Source organism: Aureimonas mangrovi (assembly GCF_014058705.1).
GTDB classification, from domain to species: Bacteria; Pseudomonadota; Alphaproteobacteria; order Rhizobiales; family Rhizobiaceae; genus Aureimonas; species Aureimonas mangrovi.
On the sequence record NZ_CP059692.1, the window covers coordinates 224,548 to 245,136 of the forward strand.

The 20,589-nt window shown below is 68.2% G+C and carries 22 protein-coding genes; 14 read left to right on the plus strand and 8 right to left on the minus strand.

Translation table 11 applies throughout. The features are described 5' to 3' along the window. Positions 1-2: 2 nt before the first annotated feature. The gene (locus tag H1343_RS01025; RefSeq protein WP_246333649.1) at positions 3-545 is read right to left on the minus strand and encodes a TetR/AcrR family transcriptional regulator; all 543 of its coding nucleotides are present in this window, start codon (positions 543-545) and stop codon (positions 3-5) included. A 251-nt stretch (positions 546-796) separates the two neighbouring features. Here H1343_RS01025 and H1343_RS01030 point away from each other — a divergent pair, with 251 nt between their 5' ends. From H1343_RS01030 to H1343_RS01040, 3 genes are read left to right on the plus strand one after another with little or no spacing between them, the layout of a single operon-like run. Then, complete coding sequence (locus H1343_RS01030; RefSeq protein WP_185984153.1) at positions 797-1,297, plus strand: (2Fe-2S)-binding protein; 501 nt, start codon at positions 797-799, stop codon at positions 1,295-1,297. Continuing rightward, on the plus strand, positions 1,294-2,277 hold the full coding sequence (locus tag H1343_RS01035) for an FAD binding domain-containing protein (RefSeq protein WP_185984154.1): 984 nt from the start codon (positions 1,294-1,296) through the stop codon (positions 2,275-2,277). Before H1343_RS01030 ends, H1343_RS01035 begins: the two co-directional genes overlap by 4 nt. After that, complete coding sequence (locus tag H1343_RS01040) at positions 2,274-4,562, plus strand: xanthine dehydrogenase family protein molybdopterin-binding subunit (protein ID WP_185984155.1); 2,289 nt, start codon at positions 2,274-2,276, stop codon at positions 4,560-4,562. The genes H1343_RS01035 and H1343_RS01040 overlap by 4 nt, the downstream gene beginning before the upstream one ends. Positions 4,563-4,612: 50 nt before the next feature. Here H1343_RS01040 and hslV read toward each other — a convergent pair whose 3' ends face one another. Further along, complete coding sequence (gene hslV, locus H1343_RS01045; RefSeq protein WP_185984156.1) at positions 4,613-5,170, minus strand: ATP-dependent protease subunit HslV; 558 nt, start codon at positions 5,168-5,170, stop codon at positions 4,613-4,615. 175 nt (positions 5,171-5,345) lie between these two features. Between hslV and hisB the strand changes: the two genes are divergently transcribed. From hisB to H1343_RS01085, 8 genes are all read left to right on the plus strand, one after another. Next, positions 5,346-5,954 (plus strand): imidazoleglycerol-phosphate dehydratase HisB, encoded by a 609-nt coding sequence (gene hisB / locus H1343_RS01050; RefSeq protein WP_185984157.1) that lies wholly within the window; start codon positions 5,346-5,348, stop codon positions 5,952-5,954. Beyond that, complete coding sequence (locus H1343_RS01055) at positions 5,951-6,406, plus strand: DUF2628 domain-containing protein (RefSeq protein ID WP_185984158.1); 456 nt, start codon at positions 5,951-5,953, stop codon at positions 6,404-6,406. The genes hisB and H1343_RS01055 overlap by 4 nt, the downstream gene beginning before the upstream one ends. Continuing rightward, entirely contained in the window at positions 6,403-7,059 is a 657-nt protein-coding gene (hisH, locus tag H1343_RS01060) for an imidazole glycerol phosphate synthase subunit HisH (protein WP_185984159.1), read from the plus strand. The genes H1343_RS01055 and hisH overlap by 4 nt, the downstream gene beginning before the upstream one ends. A 541-nt stretch (positions 7,060-7,600) precedes the next feature. Continuing rightward, complete coding sequence (gene hisA / locus H1343_RS01065) at positions 7,601-8,341, plus strand: 1-(5-phosphoribosyl)-5-[(5-phosphoribosylamino)methylideneamino]imidazole-4-carboxamide isomerase (protein ID WP_185984160.1); 741 nt, start codon at positions 7,601-7,603, stop codon at positions 8,339-8,341. A 34-nt stretch (positions 8,342-8,375) separates the two neighbouring features. Continuing rightward, positions 8,376-9,155, plus strand: a complete 780-nt coding sequence (hisF, locus tag H1343_RS01070; protein WP_185984161.1) for an imidazole glycerol phosphate synthase subunit HisF — start codon at positions 8,376-8,378, stop codon at positions 9,153-9,155. A 4-nt stretch (positions 9,156-9,159) separates the two neighbouring features. Continuing rightward, positions 9,160-9,498: a phosphoribosyl-ATP diphosphatase gene (locus H1343_RS01075; protein ID WP_185984162.1), complete on the plus strand. Its 339-nt coding sequence runs from the start codon at positions 9,160-9,162 to the stop codon at positions 9,496-9,498. Positions 9,499-9,503: 5 nt separating this feature from the next. Continuing rightward, positions 9,504-10,460 (plus strand): type I pantothenate kinase, encoded by a 957-nt coding sequence (gene coaA / locus H1343_RS01080; protein WP_185984163.1) that lies wholly within the window; start codon positions 9,504-9,506, stop codon positions 10,458-10,460. Positions 10,461-10,580: 120 nt separating this feature from the next. Continuing rightward, positions 10,581-12,140, plus strand: a complete 1,560-nt coding sequence (locus H1343_RS01085; protein ID WP_185984164.1) for an OpgD/OpgG family glucan biosynthesis protein — start codon at positions 10,581-10,583, stop codon at positions 12,138-12,140. An 11-nt stretch (positions 12,141-12,151) separates the two neighbouring features. On the opposite strand, the gene H1343_RS01090 is transcribed toward H1343_RS01085, so the two are convergent. From H1343_RS01090 to H1343_RS01100, 3 genes are all read right to left on the minus strand, one after another. After that, positions 12,152-12,763, minus strand: coding sequence for an alpha-ketoglutarate-dependent dioxygenase AlkB family protein (locus tag H1343_RS01090; RefSeq protein ID WP_185985402.1), 612 nt, complete (start codon positions 12,761-12,763; stop codon positions 12,152-12,154). Positions 12,764-12,904: 141 nt separating this feature from the next. Continuing rightward, the gene (locus H1343_RS01095; protein WP_185984165.1) at positions 12,905-13,153 is read right to left on the minus strand and encodes a hypothetical protein; all 249 of its coding nucleotides are present in this window, start codon (positions 13,151-13,153) and stop codon (positions 12,905-12,907) included. Positions 13,154-13,212: 59 nt separating this feature from the next. Continuing rightward, positions 13,213-13,932 (minus strand): helix-turn-helix transcriptional regulator, encoded by a 720-nt coding sequence (locus H1343_RS01100; RefSeq protein ID WP_185984166.1) that lies wholly within the window; start codon positions 13,930-13,932, stop codon positions 13,213-13,215. A 249-nt stretch (positions 13,933-14,181) separates the two neighbouring features. On the opposite strand from H1343_RS01100, the gene hslU reads away from it, so the two are divergent. Both hslU and H1343_RS01110 read left to right on the plus strand, forming a co-directional pair. Further along, entirely contained in the window at positions 14,182-15,492 is a 1,311-nt protein-coding gene (hslU, locus tag H1343_RS01105; protein WP_185984167.1) for an ATP-dependent protease ATPase subunit HslU, read from the plus strand. A gap of 142 nt (positions 15,493-15,634) precedes the next feature. Further along, a complete protein-coding gene (locus H1343_RS01110; protein ID WP_185984168.1) occupies positions 15,635-16,933 on the plus strand; it encodes a PQQ-dependent sugar dehydrogenase in 1,299 nt (432 codons plus the stop codon). Positions 16,934-17,010: 77 nt separating this feature from the next. Here the strand turns inward: H1343_RS01110 and H1343_RS01115 are convergent, their stop codons facing one another. The 3 genes from H1343_RS01115 to H1343_RS01125 form a co-directional block, all read right to left on the minus strand. Further along, entirely contained in the window at positions 17,011-18,306 is a 1,296-nt protein-coding gene (locus tag H1343_RS01115; protein ID WP_185984169.1) for an Nramp family divalent metal transporter, read from the minus strand. 85 nt (positions 18,307-18,391) lie between these two features. Then, the gene (locus H1343_RS01120) at positions 18,392-19,201 is read right to left on the minus strand and encodes a class II glutamine amidotransferase (RefSeq protein WP_185984170.1); all 810 of its coding nucleotides are present in this window, start codon (positions 19,199-19,201) and stop codon (positions 18,392-18,394) included. 37 nt (positions 19,202-19,238) lie between these two features. Next, on the minus strand, positions 19,239-19,961 hold the full coding sequence (locus tag H1343_RS01125; protein ID WP_185984171.1) for an aspartate/glutamate racemase family protein: 723 nt from the start codon (positions 19,959-19,961) through the stop codon (positions 19,239-19,241). 166 nt (positions 19,962-20,127) lie between these two features. Between H1343_RS01125 and H1343_RS01130 the strand changes: the two genes are divergently transcribed. Then, positions 20,128-20,586, plus strand: a complete 459-nt coding sequence (locus H1343_RS01130) for an Lrp/AsnC family transcriptional regulator (protein ID WP_185984172.1) — start codon at positions 20,128-20,130, stop codon at positions 20,584-20,586. Positions 20,587-20,589 lie beyond the last annotated feature (3 nt).

The following is a 20,589-nucleotide window of genomic DNA, read 5'->3' on the forward strand; positions in this document are numbered from 1 at the left end:
GATCAAGCGCCCGGCGGGCCTTGTCGCTCGCCGGGCGCGCCGTAGCGCAGGCCGTCCATAAGAAGCCCGACGAGGCGCTGCGAGCGCTCGCGCCACTGCGGCCCGTCCGAGGCCGAGTAGATGCTCGAAAGCGCGTGCATCACGTCGCCGGAATCGGCGTCGGCGCGGATCGCCCCGGCCGCCGCAGCCGCCTCGACGAGGCCGCCCAGCGCCTGCGGTATCAGCCCCGAGGTCTGCGCGAACAGCGGCGAGTTGGATTCCATCAGCCGCTTCAGGCTTTCGCGCATGCCACGCTTGGTGGCCATGTAGTCCACGAAGCGCTGCATCCAGAGCGCCAGCGCCGCATCCGGCGCATGCGCCTCGCCCAGCGTGACGGCGGCTGCCGCCAATGCCTCCACCTCGCGGCGATAGGCAGCCTCCACCAAGGCTTCGCGCGTCGGGAAATGGCGGTAGAGCGTGCCGATGCCGACACCCGCCTCCCGAGCGATCCCCTCCAGCGAGGTTTCCACGCCGTCCCGCGCGAAGGCCTGTGTCGCCACCGCCATCAGCCTGTCGCGGTTGGCGCGCGCGTCGGCGCGCAACGGCCGCGCCGCCTTTCCCGCTCCCGGACCGGATGCCGGCGTCTTGCCCTCGCCGCTGTTTCTTGGAATCTTTCTCATCGAACCTTGAACCGCGGTGCGCCGGGTCTATCTCCAGTGCAAGCGGAGGCCCCTCCGCTTATCGATGTCCGCCCTCGCGCCCGCCACAGCCGCCGGGCCGCGCCGGGCGATGCGATCGCATCATGGGGACGATGTTCATGGACCATATTCGACAGATCGAGCTTTCGATCAACGGCGCCGCGCACGCGATGTCCGTCGAGCCGCGCGTCACGCTTCTCGACGCGCTGCGCGAAAGGGCCGCTCTCACCGGGACCAAGAAGGGCTGCGACCACGGCCAGTGCGGCGCCTGCACCGTGCATGTCGACGGAGAGCGCACGCTCGCCTGCCTGACGCTCGCCGTTCAGGCGGAAGGGCGCGAGATCACCACGATCGAGGGCCTGGCGGACGGCGACGGCGTGCTCCACCGCGTTCAGCAGGCCTTCCTGGAGGAAGACGCCTTCCAGTGCGGCTACTGCACGCCCGGCCAGATCATGTCGGCCGTCGCCTGCATCCGCGAGGGCCACACGGGCTCGGACGCCGAGATCCGCGAATACATGGCCGGCAACCTGTGCCGCTGCGGCGCCTATAACGGCATCGTCGCCGCCGTGCGCAAGGCGGCCGGAACGCATGCCGCCGAAACGAAGGTAGAGGCCGCATGATCGACTTCGACTATGCCCGCGCGGCCAGCCTGAAGGACGCCAGCGCCCGCAGTGCCGAGCCCGGCGCGATGCTGCTCGCCGGCGGCACCACGCTCGTCGATCTCGCCAAGCTTGACGTCCTGCGCCCGAGTCTCCTCGTCGACATTACCCGTCTTCCCGGCCTCGACGCCGTCGAACACGGGGCGGACGGCGTCACGCTCGGCGCCATCGCCACGATGGGACGCGTGGCGGCAGACCCGCGCATGCAGGCCGACTATCCGGCGCTGGCGGAATCGCTCCAGCTCGCCGCCTCCGCCCAGCTTCGCAACATGGCGACGCTCGCGGGCAATCTCATGCAGCGGACCCGCTGCTCCTACTATCGCGATCCCGCCGCCTACCCGGCCTGCAACAAGCGCGAGCCGGGCTCGGGCTGCTCGGCGCTGGAAGGCCCGGCCGGCGCCCATGCCGTCCTCGGTGCCAGTCCGTCCTGCATCGCGCTTTATCCGGGCGATTTCGCCGTCGCGCTGACGGCGCTGGACGCGCTCATCCGCACAGACCGGCGGGCGCTTCCCGTCGCCGACCTCTTCCTCGAGCCCGGCGACACGCCGCAGCGCGAGACGGTGCTGGAGCCCGGCGAGGTGATCACCGCCATCGAGGTCGCGCGCACCAAGCTCGCGGCCCGCTCCACCTATCTGAAGGTGCGTGAGCGCCAGTCCTACGAGTTCGCCTCGGCGAGCGCGGCCGTGGCGCTGGAGCTGGAGGAGGACGGGCGCACGGTGCGCCAGGCGCGCGTCGCGCTCGGCGGCGTCGCCACGCGCCCGTGGCGCGCGGTCGCCGTCGAGAAGGCGCTTGCCGGACGCACGCTGAGCGAGGCGACCGTCCGCGAGGCAAGCGCGCTTGCGATGGAGGGGGCCGTGCCCGTCGAGGGCAGCGCCTGGAAGATCGAACTCGTCCCCCGCGTCGTCGCGCGCGCCATAATGAAGATCGGAGGCCTGCAATGAGCCTGGTCGAACCGCAGACCAAACGCGGCGACGCCGCCGACGGCGGCAGCCTCGGCCGCGCGCTGATCCGCGCCGACGGCCCCGCCAAGGTGCAGGGCGCGGCGCGCTACGCGCTGGAGCATCCGGTGGAAAACCCGCTCCACTGCGTCATCGTCCAGGCGAGCGAGGGCGCGGGCCGCGTGGTGCGGGTGGACCGCTCTTCGGCGGAGGCCAGCCCCGGCGTGCGCCTCGTGCTCGACGCGTCCAACTGCCCGAAGATCGTCCCGCAGGCCGACTTCTTCGGAAACGCGCCGCGCGAGGACGAGGACACGCCCTTCGCACGGCACGTGCGCCACAACGGCGAACTCGTCGCAGCCGTGGTCGCCGACACGATCGAGCAGGCCCGCGAGGCCGCGCGCCTCGTGCGCGTCGAGATCGAAGCCGAGCCGGTGATCGCCGGCCTTGGCGATCCGCGCGCCGGCGCCGGCAACCCCGTGCCGATGGACAAGGACTGGGGCGATGTCGACAAGGCGCTCGCCGAGGCGCCCGTCACGATCGAGGCGAGCTACGACACGCCGCGCGAATACAACCTGCCGATCGAGCCGCACGGGCTGATCGCGCACTGGGAGGCCGATGATCGTCTGACGGTCTACGAGCACAGCCAGTGGGTCGACGGCATGGCGAGCCACTACGCCAAGCTTTTCGGCCTGCCCTTCGAGAACGTGCGCATCGTGTCGCCCTTCGTCGGCGGCGGCTTCGGCTCCAAGGCACAGGTGCTGCCGCACTCGGGCGTGGCCGCCATCGCCGCTCGCGTGCTCGGCCGGCCGGTGAAGCTCGCCGTCACGCGCCAGCAGACCTTCACGGCCTATGGCGGGCGCCCCGCCACGCACCAGACGCTGCGGCTCGGCGCGGCCGCGGACGGCACGCTTCTCGCCATCGACCATGACGGCGCGAACGAAACCGCGAGCGCCAAGAACTTCGTCGAGACGCTCGGCGTCGTCACCGCGATGATGTACGCGGTGGCGAACCTTCGCTCGCGCCAGCGCATCGTGCCGGTGAACACGGTGATGCCCGGCGCCTTCCGCGCGCCCGGCAAGAACCCGAGCGGCTTCGCGCTCGAAAGCGCGATGGACGAACTGGCGATCGCGCTGAACATGGACCCGGTGGCGCTGCGCCTGAAGAACGAGCCGCAGACCGACCCGGAGAGCGGCAAGCCCTGGTCCTCGCGCCGCCTGCGCGAGGCCTACGAGGCAGGCGCGAAGGCCTTCGGCTGGTCGCGCCGAACGCCGGAGCCGCGCTCGATGCGGCAGGGGCGTGAATTGATCGGCTGGGGCATGGCGGTGGGCACGCACCCCGTCTATTCCAGCCCCGGAGAGGCGACCGTGCGCGTTCTGAACGACGGCAAGGTCGAGGTCCTGTCCAGCGCCATCGACATGGGCACCGGCACCTATACGATCCTCGCGCAGACCGCCGCCGACGCGCTCGGCGTGCCGGTGGAGGACGTGAGCGTGAAGCTCGGCGATTCGACGCTCGGCCGCGCGCCCGTCGCGGGCGGCTCGCAGCTCGCCAATCTCATGGTCGGCGCGGTCCACAAGACGGCGCAGGCCGCGCGCGAGGAACTCGTGACGCTCGGCCTGTCGGACCCCGCCTCCCCGCTGCGCGACCAGGCCAACACGCTGTCCGTCGAGGGCGGGCGCATCGCGCCGCCGCGCGGCGAGGGGATGACGCTCGGCGCCTTCATGCAGGCGCTCGGCCGCGAGGTGCTGGAGGTGACACGCGACACGCTGCCGGAGGCGGACCGCACGCCCGAGGAGCGGCGTGCGATGTTCACCTCCACGGCCGGCATGGAGCGGGGCACCAACGTCCCCTATTCGCGCCATTCCTTCTGTGCCCATTTCATCGAGGTGCGCGTGGACGAGGATTTCGGCACGGTGCGGGTGTCGCGCGTCGTCTCGGCGATGGATGCCGGGCGGCTCTACAATCCCAAGCTCGCCGAAAGCCAGTTCAAGGGCGGCATCGTAATGGGCATCGGCATGGCGCTCCTGGAGGAGGGCGTGGTCGACCCGCGCAACGGGCGCATCCTCAGCGCCAATCTCGCCGACTATCGCATTGCCACCAATGCCGACGTCCCGGAGATTCAGACGATCTCGGTCGGCGTGCCGGACTTCGACGCGACGCCCCTGGGCGGCAAGGCGGTGGGCGAGCTGTCGATCGTGGGCGTCGCGCCGGCCATCTGCAACGCGGTGTACCACGCCACCGGAAAGCGCATCCGCCGCCTGCCGATCCGCCTCGAAGACCTGATGTGAAAAAGAAGGCGCCCGGTGGTTATCCGCTGCCGGGCGCCTTTTGCCGACGATCAGGCTGCGTCGAGGGCTTCCACGATGACGTTGTCGTTGGTGTAGATGCAGATCTCGGCGGCGATCCTCATCGCCTTGCGGGCGATCTCCTCGGCGCCGAGGTCGGTGTCGGCGAGCGCGCGGGCGGCCGCCAGCGCGTAGTTGCCGCCGGAGCCGATGGCGATCACGCCGTCCTCGGGCTCCAGCACGTCGCCGTTGCCGGTCAGCGTCAGCGTCACGTTGCGATCGGCGACGATCATCATCGCCTCCAGCCGGCGCAGGTAACGGTCGGTGCGCCAGTCCTTGGCGAGCTCGACGCAGGCGCGCATGAGCTGGTCCGGATACTGCTCGAGCTTGGCCTCCAGGCGCTCCAGCAGCGTGAAGGCGTCGGCCGTGGCGCCCGCGAAGCCCGCGATGACCTCGCCGCCCTTGCCGATGCGTCGCACCTTGCGCGCATTGCCCTTCATCACCGTGTTGCCGAGCGAGACCTGCCCGTCGCCCGCGACGACGACCTTGCCGCCCTTGCGGACCGTGACGATCGTCGTTCCGTACATCGTGGCGGGGTCGTGCTTTTCCATGGCGGTCGTTTCCGTGAGGTGGCGCGGGGCCCGGGAGCCTCGCCGTTTGAAGGTCGTCGCGCCCCATATGGGATCGCGGGGCTTCGACGCAAAGCCGTCCCTTCCGGCCGATTGGCGAAAGGCCACGCCTTGCGCTATGAACGCGCGAACCGTTCCGCGCGCGAGAGGCGACGACATGGCCCAGACAGCGGATGCCCGCGCCGCGAGCATCGAGCGCAAGACCAAAGAGACCTCGATTCGGGTCCGTGTCGATCTCGACGGCACCGGCACCTCGACCGTGTCGACCGGTGTCGGCTTCTTCGACCACATGCTCGACCAGCTCGCCCGCCATTCGCTGATCGACATGGAGATCGAGACGAAGGGCGACCTTCACATCGACGACCATCACACCGTGGAGGACACCGGCATCGCGCTCGGCCAGGCGATCCGCCAGGCGATGGGCGAGCGGCGCGGCATCCGCCGCTACGCCTCGCTCGACCTCGCGATGGACGAGTGCCTGACGCGCGCCGCCGTCGATGTCTCGGGCCGGCCGTTCCTGGTTTTCAAAATTGCCTTCCAGACCCCGAAGATCGGCACCTTCGACACCGAGCTCGTGCGCGAGTTCTTCCAGGCCTTCGCGATGAATGCCGGGCTGACGCTGCACGTCGAAAACCTCTACGGCGAGAATTCGCACCACATCGCCGAAACCTGCTTCAAGGCCGTGGCGCGCGTTCTCGGCGAGGCCATCGCCGTCGATCCGCGTCAGGCAGAGCGCGTGCCCTCCACCAAGGGCATGCTCGCGTGAAGCGCTTCGTCGTGATGGAGCCGGAGGGCGCCCTCGCCCCGAGCGAGGACGCGCGCGTCGTCCGCGACGGCTTCACCTGGGCGGCGGTGCCGATCCCGGCGCTGTGGCTGGCGGCGAACCGCGCCGTCCTGCCCACGCTCCTCGTCCTCGTCGCGGACATCGCGCTTCTCGTCGTCAGCGCCTCGCCGGTGCTCGGCAACGCCGCGTTCTGGCTGGCGATCCTCCTGCGCGTCGGCGTTGCGCTGGAAGGCCCCCGCCTCGTTCTCGCAAGCCTGCGCCGCCGTGGCTGGCGCGAGGCCGCCACACTCCATGCCGGCAACCGGACAGAGGCGGAGGTTCTTTATTACGATTCCGGTCCGAGGCCCGTGCGCAAGTCGATCAACAGCCGGTGGCAGGGGCTCGTCGACCTTCTGTGGCAGCCGAGGTCGAAGCTCGGGCGGCTCGTGCGATGAGCGAGCGCGTCGCCATCATTGACTACGGCTCCGGCAATCTGCATTCGGCGCTGAAGGCTTTTCAGCGCATGGCGCGCGAGGGTGGCACGGGTGCCGAGATCGTCCTCACAGGCGATGCCGCGACCGTGCGCGCTGCCGACCGCATCGTGCTGCCGGGCGTGGGCGCCTATGCCGATTGCCGGGCGGGCCTCGCGGCCGTGCCAGGCATGGAAGACGCGCTGCGCGAGGCGGTAGAGACGCACGGCCGGCCCTTCCTCGGCATCTGCGTCGGCATGCAGCTCATGGCGACGCGCGGCCTCGAAAAGACCGTGACGCAGGGCTTCGACTGGATCGCCGGCGATGTCGGCCCGATCGTGCCGAGCGATCCGGCGCTGAAGATCCCGCAGATCGGCTGGAACACGATTCACGTGAAACGGGCGCATCCGCTTCTCGACGGGATCGAGACCGGCGAGGACGGGCTGCACGCCTATTTCGTCCACTCCTATCAATTGCAGGCGCGAAAGGCCGATCAGGTGGTGGCCGTCACCGACTATGGCGGTCCGGTGACAGCCATCGTCGCCGACGGCAACAAGGCCGGGACGCAGTTCCACCCGGAGAAAAGCCAGCGGCTCGGCCTCAGCCTGATCGCCAATTTCCTGCGCTGGAAGCCCTAAACAGGTAGTTCAAGCTGTTCGGATATACTGACTCTACGAAATTTCGGTTGGTGAACGGCAAATCGGCCGACTAAGCTTAATCGAGGAAAGCGCGCCTTAAAGACCTCGATGGCCTTCTTCCGCGAGCCACGATGGGTCTTTTCCTTCCAAGCATCGTACAAACGGCGCGGGTCAACATCGAACCTCGCACCTATCTCTCGGATCTTGAAGCCCGCCTCCTTTAGTATCCAGGCTTCGACGGCTTCCTCGAAGGTCAACTTTTTTCCAGCCATTATCCACACTTCCTATCGATCGGTGGATACGCTCAAAGCCCTTACTCGCGCATAGCCGATGGATGTGATTACTCGGCTTGGCATCTCTCAGATGCGAGCCCCAGGGCACGGAGGTATCCGTCTCAGGGGGAGAAGCCGGGGCTCCTAACCCCCGGCTTCTCGTTAGCAAACGATGTTTACATCGATTCGCCAAGACGAGTCCCTTGCGGCAACTGTGCCGGGAGAGCTATCCACCGATTCAACTTCGGTTTGATTAGCTTGCGACCACAATGCCCACTCTCTTTCCCGCCATCGACCTGAAGGACGGCCAGTGCGTGCGCCTGAAGCTCGGGCTCATGGACCAGGCGACCGTCTACAACGACGATCCGGGCGCACAGGCGCGCGCCTTCCGCGACGCCGGCTTCACCCATCTGCATGTCGTCGATCTCAACGGCGCCTTCGAGGGCCGGGCCGTGAACGCCTCGGCGGTCGACGCGATCCTGTCGGTGGTCGGCGGCGCGATGAAGGTGCAGCTCGGCGGCGGCATCCGCACGATGGCCGACATCGAACACTGGCTGGAGCGCGGCCTGTCGCGCGTTATCCTCGGCACGGTCGCGGTGCGCGACCCCGAGCTGGTGCGCGAGGCCGCCCGGCGCTTTCCCGGCCGGATCGCCGTCGGCATCGACGCCAAGGGCGGCCTCGTCGCCGTCGAGGGCTGGGCGGAATCCTCCGAACTGACGGCCGTCGAGCTCGCCAGGCAGTTTGAAGACGCCGGAGTGGCGGCGATCGTCTATACCGACATCGATCGCGACGGCATCCTCGCCGGCATCAACTGGGATTCGACGATCGCGCTGGCGAATGCCGTCTCGATCCCCATCATCGCCTCGGGCGGGCTCGCCTCGATCGCGGATGTGGAACGCCTAACGCAACCGGACGCCGCCATCCTCGAAGGCGCGATCTCCGGCCGCGCGCTCTATGACGGGCGGCTCGACGTGCAGGAAGCGTTGGCGCTCCTCCAGGGCGCGGCCTGAAAATGTTTCACGTGAGTCACGATCGGCCCCGGCCATGAGCTTGAAAGCCCGCATCATCCCGTGCCTCGACGTGAAGGACGGCCGCGTCGTCAAGGGCGTCAACTTCGTCGACCTGATCGATGCGGGCGATCCCGTCGAGGCCGCGAAGGCCTATGATGCCGCCGGCGCGGACGAGCTCTGCTTCCTCGACATCACTGCCTCGTCGGACGCGCGCGACACGCTCCTCGATCTCGTCTCCCGGACCGCAGACCAGTGCTTCATGCCGCTAACCGTGGGTGGCGGGGTCCGCGCCGTCGCCGACGTGCGCCGGCTGCTGCTCGCCGGCGCCGACAAGGTGGCGATCAACACGGCGGCGGTGAAGCGCCCTGAACTCGTCGCCGAGGCCGCCGACAAGTTCGGCAACCAGTGCATCGTCGTCGCCATCGACGCGCGCCGCGTGAGTGCCGAGAACGAGGCGCCGCGCTGGGAGATCTTCACCCATGGCGGGCGCGAGGCGACGGGCATCGACGCTGTCGAATTCGCCCGGCGCGTCGCAGCCCTCGGGGCCGGCGAAATCCTTCTCACCTCGATGGACCGCGACGGCACCAGGTCCGGCTTCGACATCGAACTGACGCGCGCCGTGAGCGATGCCGTCGACGTGCCGGTGATCGCCTCGGGCGGCGTCGGCAATCTCGATCATCTCGTCGCGGGCGTTCGCGACGGCGGCGCATCGGCGGTGCTCGCCGCCTCGATCTTCCATTTCGGCACGCACACGATCGACGAGGCCAAGCGCCACATGGCCGCGGCGGGCCTGCCCATGCGCCTGAAGGTCTGACGCCATGAGCGACTTCACCCTCTCCGATCTCGAGGCGATCGTCGCGCGGCGCGCGGCCGAGACGGACGGCTCGTCCTACACGGCCAGGCTCGTTGCCGGCGGGCCGGAGCGCGCCGCCAAGAAGCTCGGCGAAGAAGCCACGGAGGCCATCATCGCCGCCGTTGCGCAGGACGAAAAGGCCCTGCGCGACGAGGCGGCCGACCTCCTCTATCATCTTCTCGTCGTCCTGAAGCTGCGCGGCGTGCCGCTCGCCGAGGTGATGGCCGAGCTGGAGCGCCGCACGGCGCAGACCGGGCTTGAGGAAAAGGCCGCGCGCGGCGCGCCCGGAGCGGGCGGACACTGAACCCGATGGACCAGATGACGCCCTCGGTGCTCTCCCCCTATCGTTTCTTCTCGGCGGAGGAGTGGAGCGGCTTCCGGGCCGGCACCGAGCTGACGCTGAGCGCCGAAGAGGTGAAACGCCTGCGCTCGCTCGACGATCCTGTGGATCTGAACGAGGTGGCGCGCATCTACCTGCCGATCTCGCGCCTGCTTTCGGCCCATGTCGAAGCCTCGCAGCACCTCTTCCGTGAGCGCCAGCGCTTCCTGCAGGCGCCGGACGCGGCCAAGACGCCCTTCGTCATCGGCCTTGCGGGTTCGGTCTCGGTGGGCAAGTCGACGACGGCGCGCCTTTTGAAGGAGCTTCTGGCGCGCTGGCCGACCTCGCCGAAGGTCGATCTCGTGACGACGGACGGCTTCCTCTACCCGAACGCCGTGCTCAACGCCGAAGGGCTGATGCAGCGCAAGGGCTTTCCCGAGAGCTACGACGTCGGCGCGATCCTGCGCTTTCTATCGGCGATCAAGGCCGGCGTGCGCAACGTGCGGGCGCCGGTCTACTCGCATTTCAGCTACGACGTCGTGCCCGGCGAGACGATCGCCGTCGACCAGCCCGACATCCTCATCTTCGAGGGGCTGAACGTCCTGCAAGTGCGCGACATGCCCAAGGACGGCAAGGTCGTGCCCTTCGTTTCGGACTTCTTCGACCATTCCATCTATCTCGACGCCGACGAGGCCGATCTTCGGCGCTGGTACATCTCGCGCTTCATGCGCCTGCGGCTGACGGCCTTCCGCCAGGAAGGCTCGTTCTTCCACCGCTATTCGAAGATCGGCGAGGCCGAGGCGCTGGAGATCGCAGAGGGCCTCTGGCGCGAGATCAACGCGCGGAACCTGCACGAGAACATCCTGCCGACGCGCCCGCGCGCAGACCTCATTCTGCGCAAGGGGCCGGACCATCTGATCGAGCAGGTTGCGCTGCGGCGAATCTAGGTCGATTCGAGTTGCAGTGCGAAAGTCGTGATCTATCTGCCACGCTGACGCCGCGATCCGCTTTATTCTGCCGAGCATCACGCCGCAGTGATAGCTAACTCGTCGTACGAGGGACAACGCATGATCGAGATGAACCGTCGCCAGCTCATGGCCATCCTGGCGGCCGCCGGGCTGCCGGCCGGCCTGCGCAGTGCCGAGGCCGCGGAGGGCCTCTCCTTCGGCCCCGCCCGCCCGTTCTCCTTCGATGCGCTGGTGGAAGACGCGCGCCAGCGCGCAGCCGCACCCTACGCGCCCGACCCGATCCGCGCCGGCGAGACGCTGAGCCGTATCGACTACGACCAGCACTGGCGCATCAAGTACCGGGAAGACCGCACGCTGCAGCTCAAGGGCGGCAACGCCCCGGTGCGCTTCTTCCATCTCGGAAGCTACTTCCAGGAGCCAGTCGGCATCCACGTCGTGGAGGACGGGCAGTCCCGCGACGTCCTCTACGACCCCACCGTTTTCACCATCCCCTCCGACAGCCCGGCGCAGGAATTGCCGGACGATATCGGCTTTGCCGGTTTCCGCGTGCTGGAGCCGGGCCGCGAGGCGGACTGGATCGCCTTCCTCGGCGCCTCCTACTTCCGCACCTCCGGCGAGGAGGACCAGTTCGGCATGTCGGCGCGCGCCGTCGCGGTGGATGTGGCGATGCCGACGCCCGAGGAATTCCCGCGCTTCACCGACTTTTACCTCGCGCCTTCGCAGAACGGGCGCATCCTCGTCCACGCGTCGCTGGAAAGCCAGCGCATCACCGGCGCGCTGCGCATGGACATCGCCAAGGACGGCCCCGTCGTCATGGACATCGAGGCCCGCTTCTTCGCCCGCGAGGCGATGGAGCGCGTCGGCCTCGCCCCGCTCGTCTCGATGTTCTGGTATTCCGAGACGGACCGGCGCCGCCGAGAGGACTGGCGCCCCGAGGTTCACGATTCGGACGGCCTTGCCATGTGGACGGGCGGCGGCGAGCGTATCTGGCGCCCGCTGAACAACCCCGAACAGGTGATGACCTCCTCCTTCGCGGACGAGAACCCGATGGGCTTCGGGCTCCTTCAGCGCGACCGCGATTTCCAGAACTACGAGGACGACGGCGTCTTCTACGAGAGGCGCGCGGGCGTCTGGGTCGAGCCGAAGGGCGACTGGGGCAAGGGCGCGGTGCAGCTCGTCGAGATCCCGACGGACGACGAAATCCACGACAACATCGCCGCCTACTGGGTGTCGGACACGCCGGTCGAGCGCGGCGACGCGATCGCCATCGACTATCGCCTCACCTGGTCGAGCCAGGAGCCGTATCTGCCGGCCGTCGGCCACGTCGTCGCGACGCGCCTCGGGCGCGGCGGCGTCACCGGCCAGCCCCGTCCCGAAGGCATCACCAAGGTGGTGATCGACTTCGACGGCGGCATGATCGCCGATCTCGACCGCGACATCGACGATGTCGAGACGATGGTCTCGGTCTCGTCCGGCACCGTCAGCCTGGTCGACAATTATTCGGTGAAGGTCGGCACGGCCTGGCGCGCGAGCTTCGACTTCGAGCCCGAGGGCGACGGTCCGGTCGACATGCGCCTGTATCTGAGGCGCGGCGACACGGTGCTGACCGAAACCTGGCTCTACCAGTTCCACCCGGCCGAGCCCGAACGCGGCTCCTGAAGCGGCTCTGGTTAGGGCTTCGTCACGCGGCGCAGCGTCAGGTTGATGCGCCCGCCCTTCTTCAGGAGCGCCGAGGTCGAGGGGTAGATCCGGTCGACGCCGTGAAAGGCGAGCCGGCCCTCCCCGCCGAGCACAACGACGTCGCCCGACATCAGCCGGATGGACGTCGTGCGCCCGCCGCGCGTGTTCTCGCCGACGCGGAACAGGCACTCGTCTCCGAGCGAAACCGAGACGACGGGCGCCTTCAGGTCCGCCTCGTCACGGTCCTGATGGAGGCCCATTTTCGCCTTGTCCTCGTAGAAGTTGACGAGGCAGGCCTCGGGCTCGGCCTCGTAATTGGCCACCGTGCGCCACAGCTCCATGAGCGCCGGCGGGATGGGCGGCCAGGGTTCGCCCGTCACGGGATGCAGCGGCTGGTAGCGATAGCCCGCCTTGTCGGAGACCCAGCCGAGCGCGCCGCAATTGGTCATGCGCACGGAGAAGGGCTTTTCGGTGCGCGGCATCACCGGGCGATAGAGCGGGGCGGCGGCCACGACCGCGCGGATGTCCTCGACGAGCGCGCGCTGCGCGTCCGTCGTGAACCAGCCCGGCATGTGCCGGACGCCGCGTGGCAGGACATTCACGTCGTGATCGACCGACATGGCAAGAGAAGCGCCGCCGTCAGAACCAGGGCCGATCGCGCGTCGTCCCAATATAGAGCAGGCCGGCCATCACGAGCGCGCCCGCTGGCACAATCATCCAAAGAAGAAAAAATTCCCACTCGCTCATCTTCGGTATTCCCGTCTGAGGATTCCGCGGGCCACCAGATGAAAGATCGCTCCGGCCAGTACAGATATAATCCCTGTGGCCGCCGTCGCCAAACCCGAGCCCATCACAAACTGGCCATTCGCCGACGTGGCGAGCGGTGTCAGAGCTCCGACGGCGACGATCACGATCCCAAGTCCGTTGAGGAACGTCGCCGTCAGCTTGGCCAGTTCGCGTCGCGTCTCGCGATCGCGGCCGGAGGTGCCCACGTCGAGGACGGGTGCCGGCGGCCGAGCCCGCCGCCTTGCGCCGTCATTCGTCGGCAGGCTCAGGAAAGATATCCGAGCTGGGCAGCCAGCGCGACCGCATGCGTGCGGTTGGAGGCGTTCACCTTCTTCGTCGCCGAGGCGAGATATTGCGACACCGTGTATTCGGACAGCGACAGGATGGTGCCGATTTCGGATGAGGTCTTGCCGAGCATGGCGAGCTTCAGGCAATCGCGCTCGCGCTGCGAAAGCGGGTTGCGGCGCCGGTTCTCCTCAAAGCGCGAGGCAGCGAGGATGCCGAAGACGGCGAAGGCGGCCAGATGCAGCTCCTTCACCTCCGCCTCGCTCGGCGGCGCGCGGTCGCCGGCCAGGAACAGCGCGCCGTTGAAGGTCGTCAGACCGTGCACGGGGAAATAGGCTCCCGCACGGCAACCGGCGGCGATCAGGAGCCGGACCTGCGGTCCCGCCTCCTCCGGCTCGTCGGGATCGAAGCCGTAGAGCGTCTCGATGTCCCAGACGAGCGGCAGCGGATCGGCCTTCAGCGCGCGCAGGACCGGCGAGAAGCGCGTCAGCCCCGCCCGCTCGAAGGCATGGCGGAACTCGTCGGACCAGTTGGCGATGACGGGCTTCATTTCCTCGCCGGCGTCGTCGGACGAGGGGATCGTGACCACCGCGACATGGCTGAAGCCGTAGGCCTCTGCGATCGCTTCCAGGCAGTCACAGAGCGCGGGCTCGCTCCAGGGGCGTTCCAGTTGGCCGATGATCTGGTGCGCGGCGGACATGGAAGCGGCGGCGATCCCTGGAAGGTGCTCGGGTTTCGCGCGGGGGCCGCCTCGCCGGACGGTGCGAATCACCGCACGTCCCTATCCATACAAAATGCCGTGGAATCGGAAAACTCTCACGGCGCGAAAGCCCGTGGACGACGCGCGAAATACAATCGCTGGCGATTTTCGCATAGCCTTCCCATGTATCGCCGGCAGGGCCGCTTCGGCGGCCGCCCGACAGCCCTTTCCCGCGAAAGCTTCCGCCCGATGACCGACTTTTCTCCCCGCGAAATCGTCTCCGAACTCGACCGGCACATCATCGGCCAGAAGGACGCCAAGCGCGCCGTGGCCGTGGCGCTGCGCAACCGGTGGCGGCGCCAGCAGCTCGACGGTTCGCTGCGCGAGGAGGTGATGCCGAAGAACATCCTGATGATCGGCCCCACCGGCGTCGGCAAGACGGAGATCTCGCGCCGCCTCGCCAAGCTCGCGGGCGCGCCCTTCATCAAGGTCGAGGCGACGAAGTTCACGGAGGTCGGCTATGTCGGCCGCGACGTCGAGCAGATCATCCGCGACCTCGTCGAGATCGGCATCGGACTGACGCGTGAGAAGAAGCGCGAGGCGGTGCGCGCCAAGGCCCACCAGGGCGCCGAGGAACGCGTCCTCGAGGCGCTCGTCGGCAAGAACGCCTCCCCGGCGACGCGCGACTCGTTCCGCAAGCGCCTGCGCGCGGGCGAGCTCGACGACAAGGAGATCGACATCGAGGTGGCCGACACGTCCAACCCGATGGGCGGCATGGACATTCCGGGCATGCCCGGCGCCAATATCGGCGTCCTCAACCTGTCGGAGATGTTCGGCAAGGCGATGGGCGGGCGCACCAAGTCGCGCCGCACCACCGTGAAGGAGAGCTACGAGCTCCTGATCGGCGAGGAATCCGACAAGCTCCTCGACAACGAGGCGCTGGTGGCGGACGCCATCGCTTCGGTCGAGAACAACGGCATCGTCTTCCTCGACGAGATCGACAAGGTCGCCAACAACGGCGACGGACGCGGCGGCGCCGGCGTCTCGCGCGAGGGCGTCCAGCGCGATCTGCTGCCGCTCGTCGAGGGCACGACCGTCGCCACCAAGCACGGCCCGGTGAAGACCGACCACATCCTGTTCATCGCCTCGGGCGCCTTCCACGTCTCCAAGCCGTCGGACCTCCTGCCGGAGCTGCAGGGTCGCCTGCCGATCCGCGTCGAGCTCCGCGCGCTGACCAAGGAAGACTTCCGCCGCATCCTGACGGAGACCGAGGCCTCGCTGATCAAGCAGTATGTGGCGCTGATGAAGACCGAGAACGTCGACCTCGAGATCACGGAGGACGCGATCGACGCGCTCGCGGATCTTGCGGTCGCGCTCAACGGCTCGGTCGAGAACATCGGCGCGCGCCGCCTGCAGACCGTGATGGAGCGCGTTCTCGACGACATCTCCTTCGAGGCACCGGACAAGGGCGGCCAGACCTACAAGGTCGACGCGGCCTATGTTCACAAGGCGCTGGACGGCATCGCCGGCAACACGGACCTGTCGCGCTACATCCTCTGACGGCCGCGGACTCGACGAAACAGGCGTTCGAAGGGCGGGCGGGATAGCTTTTAGTTGAACGGGCAGGCACCCGGTTGCCCGTTTCCTCCGGTCGCCCGGGCTCCATTTGGCTCTCATCCGAATTCGTTCGACGAGGACCGAAATGACCAAACGCCTGTCCCTGCTTCTGGCCGGCACCATCATCTCCGCCGGCGCCCTGATGGCGCCGGCGATCGCGCAGTCGACCGGCGACACCTCGCCGCTCGACCATGTGGACGGCGAACCGCCGGCCACGGGCGAGGAAGCCACGGCCGCCGGCGAGCCGGTGGAGACCGAGCCCGCCAACGCGCCGGACCAGGAGCCGGCCTTCCCCGAACAGACCCGCGCGCCGCAGCCGGCCGAGATGCCGGAAGTGATTGTCGAGACTGTTGCCGAGGACCTTCCGCAGCTCTGGTCGATGGAGTTCCTGCCGGACGGGCGCATGCTCGTCGCCGCCAAGGAAGGCGTGATGCACATCGTCTCGGCCGAGGGCGAGGCCGGTGCCGAGATCGAGGGCGTTCCCGAAGTCGACGACGCCGAGCAGGGCGGACTTCTGGATCTCGCGCTCGCGCCGGACTTCGAGACGTCCGGGCGCATCTTCTTCACTTTCTCCGAGCCCGTCGATGGTGGCAACCACACATCGCTCGGCACCGGTGTCCTTTCCGAGGACGGCGATGGGGGCGGCACGCTCTCAGACGTGGAGGTCGTCTGGCAGCAGAGCCCGGTCTATGACGGGCACAAGCATTTCGGCTCGCGCATCGTCTTCACGCCCGAGGGCAATATCTTCATCGGGCTCGGCGAGCGCTCCGACGACCCGATCCGCGAGATGTCGCAGGATCTCGGTGCGACGCTCGGCAAGGTGATCCACATCACGCCCGAGGGCGAGCCGGTCGAGGGCAATCCGTTCGCTGACGGTGCGCAGGGCGCACTGCCGGAGATCTGGTCCTACGGTCACCGCAACATCCAGTCCGCCGCGCTCGACGGCGACGGCAATCTGTGGACCGTCGAGCACGGGCCGCGCGGCGGCGACGAGCTTAACATGCCGGAAGCCGGCCTCAACTACGGCTGGCCGGTGATCACCTACGGCGTGGAGTACAGCGGCCAGCCGGTCGAGGAGGGCATCACCGCGCAGGACGGCATGGAGCAGCCGGTCTACTACTGGGACCCGGTGATCGGCCCGTCCGGCATGGCGTTCTACGAGGGCGAGGAGTTCCCGACCTGGGATGGCGCCTTCCTGATCGGCGGCCTCGTCTCGACCGGGCTCGTCGTGGTCCATCTCGACGGGAACCGCGTCGCCTTCGAGGAGCGCGTGCCGCTCGAGGAGCGCATCCGCGACGTGAAGGTCGGGCCGGACGGCGCGGTCTACGCCGTCACCGAGGAAGACGGCAGCTCGCGCATCCTGCGCGTCTCCAACGCCGGCTGATACCCGGTCGGCGGACATGAAAGGGGCGGGCGCCGCATCGGCGCCCGCCCCTTTTTCGTTCGCAGAGATCGTGCCGTTCAGAAGATCAGGCCGACGATCTCGTTCAGGCACAGGACGATGAACAGCGCCGCCGCAACGCCCAGAAGCCCGTTCGAGACCCAGCCCGAACGCCATTCCGCGGGCACGCGCTTGGAGTTCAGCAGCCAGATCAGCGTCAATGCCAGGAAGGGCATGAAGAACGCCCCGAAGGCGCCATAGGCGATGATCAGCGCGAAGGGCCGGCCGATCAGGAAGAGCAGCATCGGCGGGAAGGTCAGCCAGAGGACATAGAAGCGGAAGGCGTTGGTGGTCTCGAGGTCGCGCCGGTCGCGGCCGGCATTGCCCCGCACATTGCGCACGAAGTCGGCGAAGAGCAGCGAGACGCCGTGCCACACGCCGAGGATCGAGGAGAAGGTCGTCGCCACGAAGCCGATCAGGAACATCGTCGAGACGAAATTGCCGAAGCGCTCGCGCAGCACCTCGTCGAGGTCGAGAAGCCCGCGGTCGCCACCCTGCAGGGTGATCTGCGCCGTGTAGAGAAGCTCGGCACCCACGACGAGCATGGCGATCACGAAGATGCCGGTGACGATATAGCCGACCCGGTTGTCGAGCCGCATCAGGCCCATCCATTCGGGCGTGCGCCAGCCCTTCGCATTCACCCAGTAGCCGTAGGAGGCCATGGTGATGGTGCCGCCGACGCCGCCGATGAGGCCGAGCGTGTAGAAGATCGAGCCCTCGGGAACGGTCGGCACGAGGCCCGTCAGCGCGTTCCCGAGATTGGGCGAGACGTAGATCGCCAGACCGACGACGATGACGAACATCAGCCCGATCATCAGCTTCATCGCGTTCTCGAAGACCTGATAACGGTTCATCAGGACGAAGGCCGCGCCCAGGATGCCCGAAATCGCGCCCCAGGCCCAGAACGGCAGCACGTCCGGGAACAACGCGGCGAGAGGCAGGGCGGTCGCGCTCATGGCTGTCGCGCCGTAAACGAAGCCCCAGATTACGATGTAGATGCCGAAATACCAGGAGGTCCACTGGCCGAGCGAGCGCCAGCCCTCCAGCATCGTCGAGCCGGTGGCGAGGTGATAGCGCGCCGAGCCCTCGGCCAGCGCGATCTTGACGACGCAGCCGACGACGGCCGCCCACAGGAGCGCGTAGCCGAAGCGCGAGCCGGCGATCAGCGTCGCCACCAGATCGCCCGCGCCGACGCCGGTGGCCGCGACGACGATGCCGGGGCCGATCAGCTTCCAGCGGGCCGCCGTTCCGCTCGGCGGGGCGGCCTGCGTCTCCGCTTCCATCGTATGGGCGGGACGCCCGTTCGTATCGCTCATGCCTGTTGGCTCCTCGACTCGGCAGGATATCGCCGTTCGCTACTGCGAAATGAATTGATGTGAAAGAGCCGGAGCCGAATGCCCGTCAGGCGGCACGCGAGCGCGCGGGTGCCGTGACGCGCGCGGGATCGAAGGCGCGCATGTGCGCCGCGCCGTCCCGGCCGACCTCCAGCACGCAGCCGGGCGGCAGGGCGGTCCATTCGCCCGATGGCCCCTCGCACGGCTCGGAAGCGACGAGAAGACCTTGGCCTTCCTCGCGGCAGTAGAGGGAGGGCGGACGGCCATCGCTCGCCCACCGGAAGGCGTGCAGCGTCTTGCCGTTGCTGATCACTGCCGAGAAGCGCAGCGGCTCGGCACCGGCCTCCGTGACGCCGGGAAGCGCTAGAATCCTCGCCAGCGTGGCCTCCAGCGCGGACACCGGGTCCTTCTCCAGCCCATGCGCGAAGGCGGCGAGGAAGATCGCCTCCGAATCCGTCGTACCGCCCCGCGCGCCGTAGAGCGCGTCGGGGATCATCGCCTCCACGGCGCGCCGATGGCGCGCGTAGTTCCCGATCTGGCCGTTGTGGACGAAGAGATGCCGCCCGTTGGCGAATGGATGGCAGTTGTTTGTGGAAACGCCGCCGCTCGTCGCCGCGCGCACATGGGCGAGGAACAGCCCGGAGCGGATCTGCCGGCAGAGCGAGACGAGATTGGCGTCCGACCACGCCGGCTGGACCGCCCGGTAAAGCCCCGGCTCCTCGCGCTCGCCGTACCAGCCGAGGCCGCAGCCGTCGCCGTTCACCACGGTCTTTGCCTCGCGCGCGGCGCGCGACTGCGAGATCAGCGAACCCTCGGGCCGCTCCAGCAGCGTGTCGAGGAAGATCGGCGTTCCGCCATAGGCGAGGAGACGGCACATGAGCGATCGGGTCTCCGTGGGTCGGGCTCGCCCGACGCTACGCCGCGACGCGTTCGCGAGGCTGACGCGCGCTAAGCGCGAAATCCACCGCCGCCCGCGCGTGGATGCGGGTGGAATCGAATCCGGGAAGCGGCAGGGCCTCGGGGTCGAGCAGGAGGCAGATCTCCGTGCAGCCGAGGATGACGCAATCGGCGCCCTCGGCCCTGGCCGTCTCGATCAGCGCCGTCATCGCGGCGCGCGACGAGTCGCGCACGATACCGGCGCACAACTCGTCGAAGATCACCGAATGGGCGAGCGCCCGCCCCGCCTCGTCCGGCACGAGCGGGGTGATGCCGGCGTCGCGCTGCATCCGCTCGGCGTAAAAGCCGTGCTCCATCGTGTAGCGCGTCGCGAGGAGCAAAGGCTTCCTGTAACCGGCCTGCGCGATCGCGCGCCCTGTCTCCTCGATGATGTCGACAAGGGGCACGCCGGCGGCTTCCTCGACCGGCCGGGAGACGAGATGCATCGTGTTGGTGCAGATGAGCACGCAGTCGGCGCCGGCGGCGGCGAGCTTTCGGCCGCTGGCGGCGAGGAGCTCGGATGCCAGATCCCAGCGCCCGGCCTTCTGATGGGCCACGACGCGCTCGAAATCGAGCGAGTGGAGGAGGATCTCGGCCGAGGCGAGACCGCCCCTGGCTTCGCGCACCATCTCGTTGATCTGGCGGTAATAGACCGCCGTCGATTCCCAGCTCATGCCGCCGATCAGACCGATGCTGCGCATGGTGCCAGCCTCCACAATATTCGATGCGTCGACTATCGCACGCACCCGACGCATTCGGATCGCAAGTTTGCGGAGTTCGGCGAAAACCTCCACGATCCATTTGCGCGAAGGGCCGGCGCGATGCATTCTGCGCGCGCCGAAGTTTGGGGGAAAGCACTGAGAGAGCATGGATGATCGCGATCGCACGATCCTGACGCTTCTGCAGAAGGACGCCCAGACGCCGCTGGCGCAGATTTCGGAGGCAGTGTCCCTTTCGCCGTCCGCCTGCTCGCGGCGCATCCAGCGCCTGGAGGAGGAAGGCTACATCGCCAGGCGCGTCGCCGTGCTCGACCGGCGGCTCGTGAAGCTCCCGACGACGGTCTTCGTGCTGGTGCGCACGAGCCGCCATTCGGGCGAATGGCTGGAGCATTTCCGCAAGGCCGTGACGGCGATCCCCGAGATCGTGGAGGTCCACCGGCTGACCGGCAATGTCGACTACATCCTCAAGATGGTGCTGCCGGATGTCGAGCATTACGACATCGTGTACAAGCGGCTCATCGGCCGGCTCGAGCTCTTCGAGATGTCGGCCTACATCTCGATGGAAACGCTGAAGGCCGGCACCGAGGTGCCGACCTCCTATGCCTGAGCG

Bases quoted from the DNA above. Each gene is read 5' to 3' on its own strand.
- H1343_RS01025 (WP_246333649.1), bottom strand. From the start codon at position 545: ATGGCGGTGGCGACACAGGCCTTCGCGCGGGACGGCGTGGAAACCTCG.
- H1343_RS01030 (WP_185984153.1), top strand. From the start codon at position 797: ATGGACCATATTCGACAGATCGAGCTTTCGATCAACGGCGCCGCGCAC.
- H1343_RS01035 (WP_185984154.1), top strand. From the start codon at position 1,294: ATGATCGACTTCGACTATGCCCGCGCGGCCAGCCTGAAGGACGCCAGC.
- H1343_RS01040 (WP_185984155.1), top strand. From the start codon at position 2,274: ATGAGCCTGGTCGAACCGCAGACCAAACGCGGCGACGCCGCCGACGGC.
- hslV (WP_185984156.1), bottom strand. From the start codon at position 5,170: ATGGAAAAGCACGACCCCGCCACGATGTACGGAACGACGATCGTCACG.
- hisB (WP_185984157.1), top strand. From the start codon at position 5,346: ATGGCCCAGACAGCGGATGCCCGCGCCGCGAGCATCGAGCGCAAGACC.
- hisH (WP_185984159.1), top strand. From the start codon at position 6,403: ATGAGCGAGCGCGTCGCCATCATTGACTACGGCTCCGGCAATCTGCAT.
- hisA (WP_185984160.1), top strand. From the start codon at position 7,601: ATGCCCACTCTCTTTCCCGCCATCGACCTGAAGGACGGCCAGTGCGTG.
- hisF (WP_185984161.1), top strand. From the start codon at position 8,376: ATGAGCTTGAAAGCCCGCATCATCCCGTGCCTCGACGTGAAGGACGGC.
- H1343_RS01075 (WP_185984162.1), top strand. From the start codon at position 9,160: ATGAGCGACTTCACCCTCTCCGATCTCGAGGCGATCGTCGCGCGGCGC.
- coaA (WP_185984163.1), top strand. From the start codon at position 9,504: ATGGACCAGATGACGCCCTCGGTGCTCTCCCCCTATCGTTTCTTCTCG.
- H1343_RS01085 (WP_185984164.1), top strand. From the start codon at position 10,581: ATGATCGAGATGAACCGTCGCCAGCTCATGGCCATCCTGGCGGCCGCC.
- H1343_RS01100 (WP_185984166.1), bottom strand. From the start codon at position 13,932: ATGTCCGCCGCGCACCAGATCATCGGCCAACTGGAACGCCCCTGGAGC.
- hslU (WP_185984167.1), top strand. From the start codon at position 14,182: ATGACCGACTTTTCTCCCCGCGAAATCGTCTCCGAACTCGACCGGCAC.
- H1343_RS01110 (WP_185984168.1), top strand. From the start codon at position 15,635: ATGACCAAACGCCTGTCCCTGCTTCTGGCCGGCACCATCATCTCCGCC.
- H1343_RS01115 (WP_185984169.1), bottom strand. From the start codon at position 18,306: ATGAGCGATACGAACGGGCGTCCCGCCCATACGATGGAAGCGGAGACG.
- H1343_RS01120 (WP_185984170.1), bottom strand. From the start codon at position 19,201: ATGTGCCGTCTCCTCGCCTATGGCGGAACGCCGATCTTCCTCGACACG.
- H1343_RS01125 (WP_185984171.1), bottom strand. From the start codon at position 19,961: ATGCGCAGCATCGGTCTGATCGGCGGCATGAGCTGGGAATCGACGGCG.
- H1343_RS01130 (WP_185984172.1), top strand. From the start codon at position 20,128: ATGGATGATCGCGATCGCACGATCCTGACGCTTCTGCAGAAGGACGCC.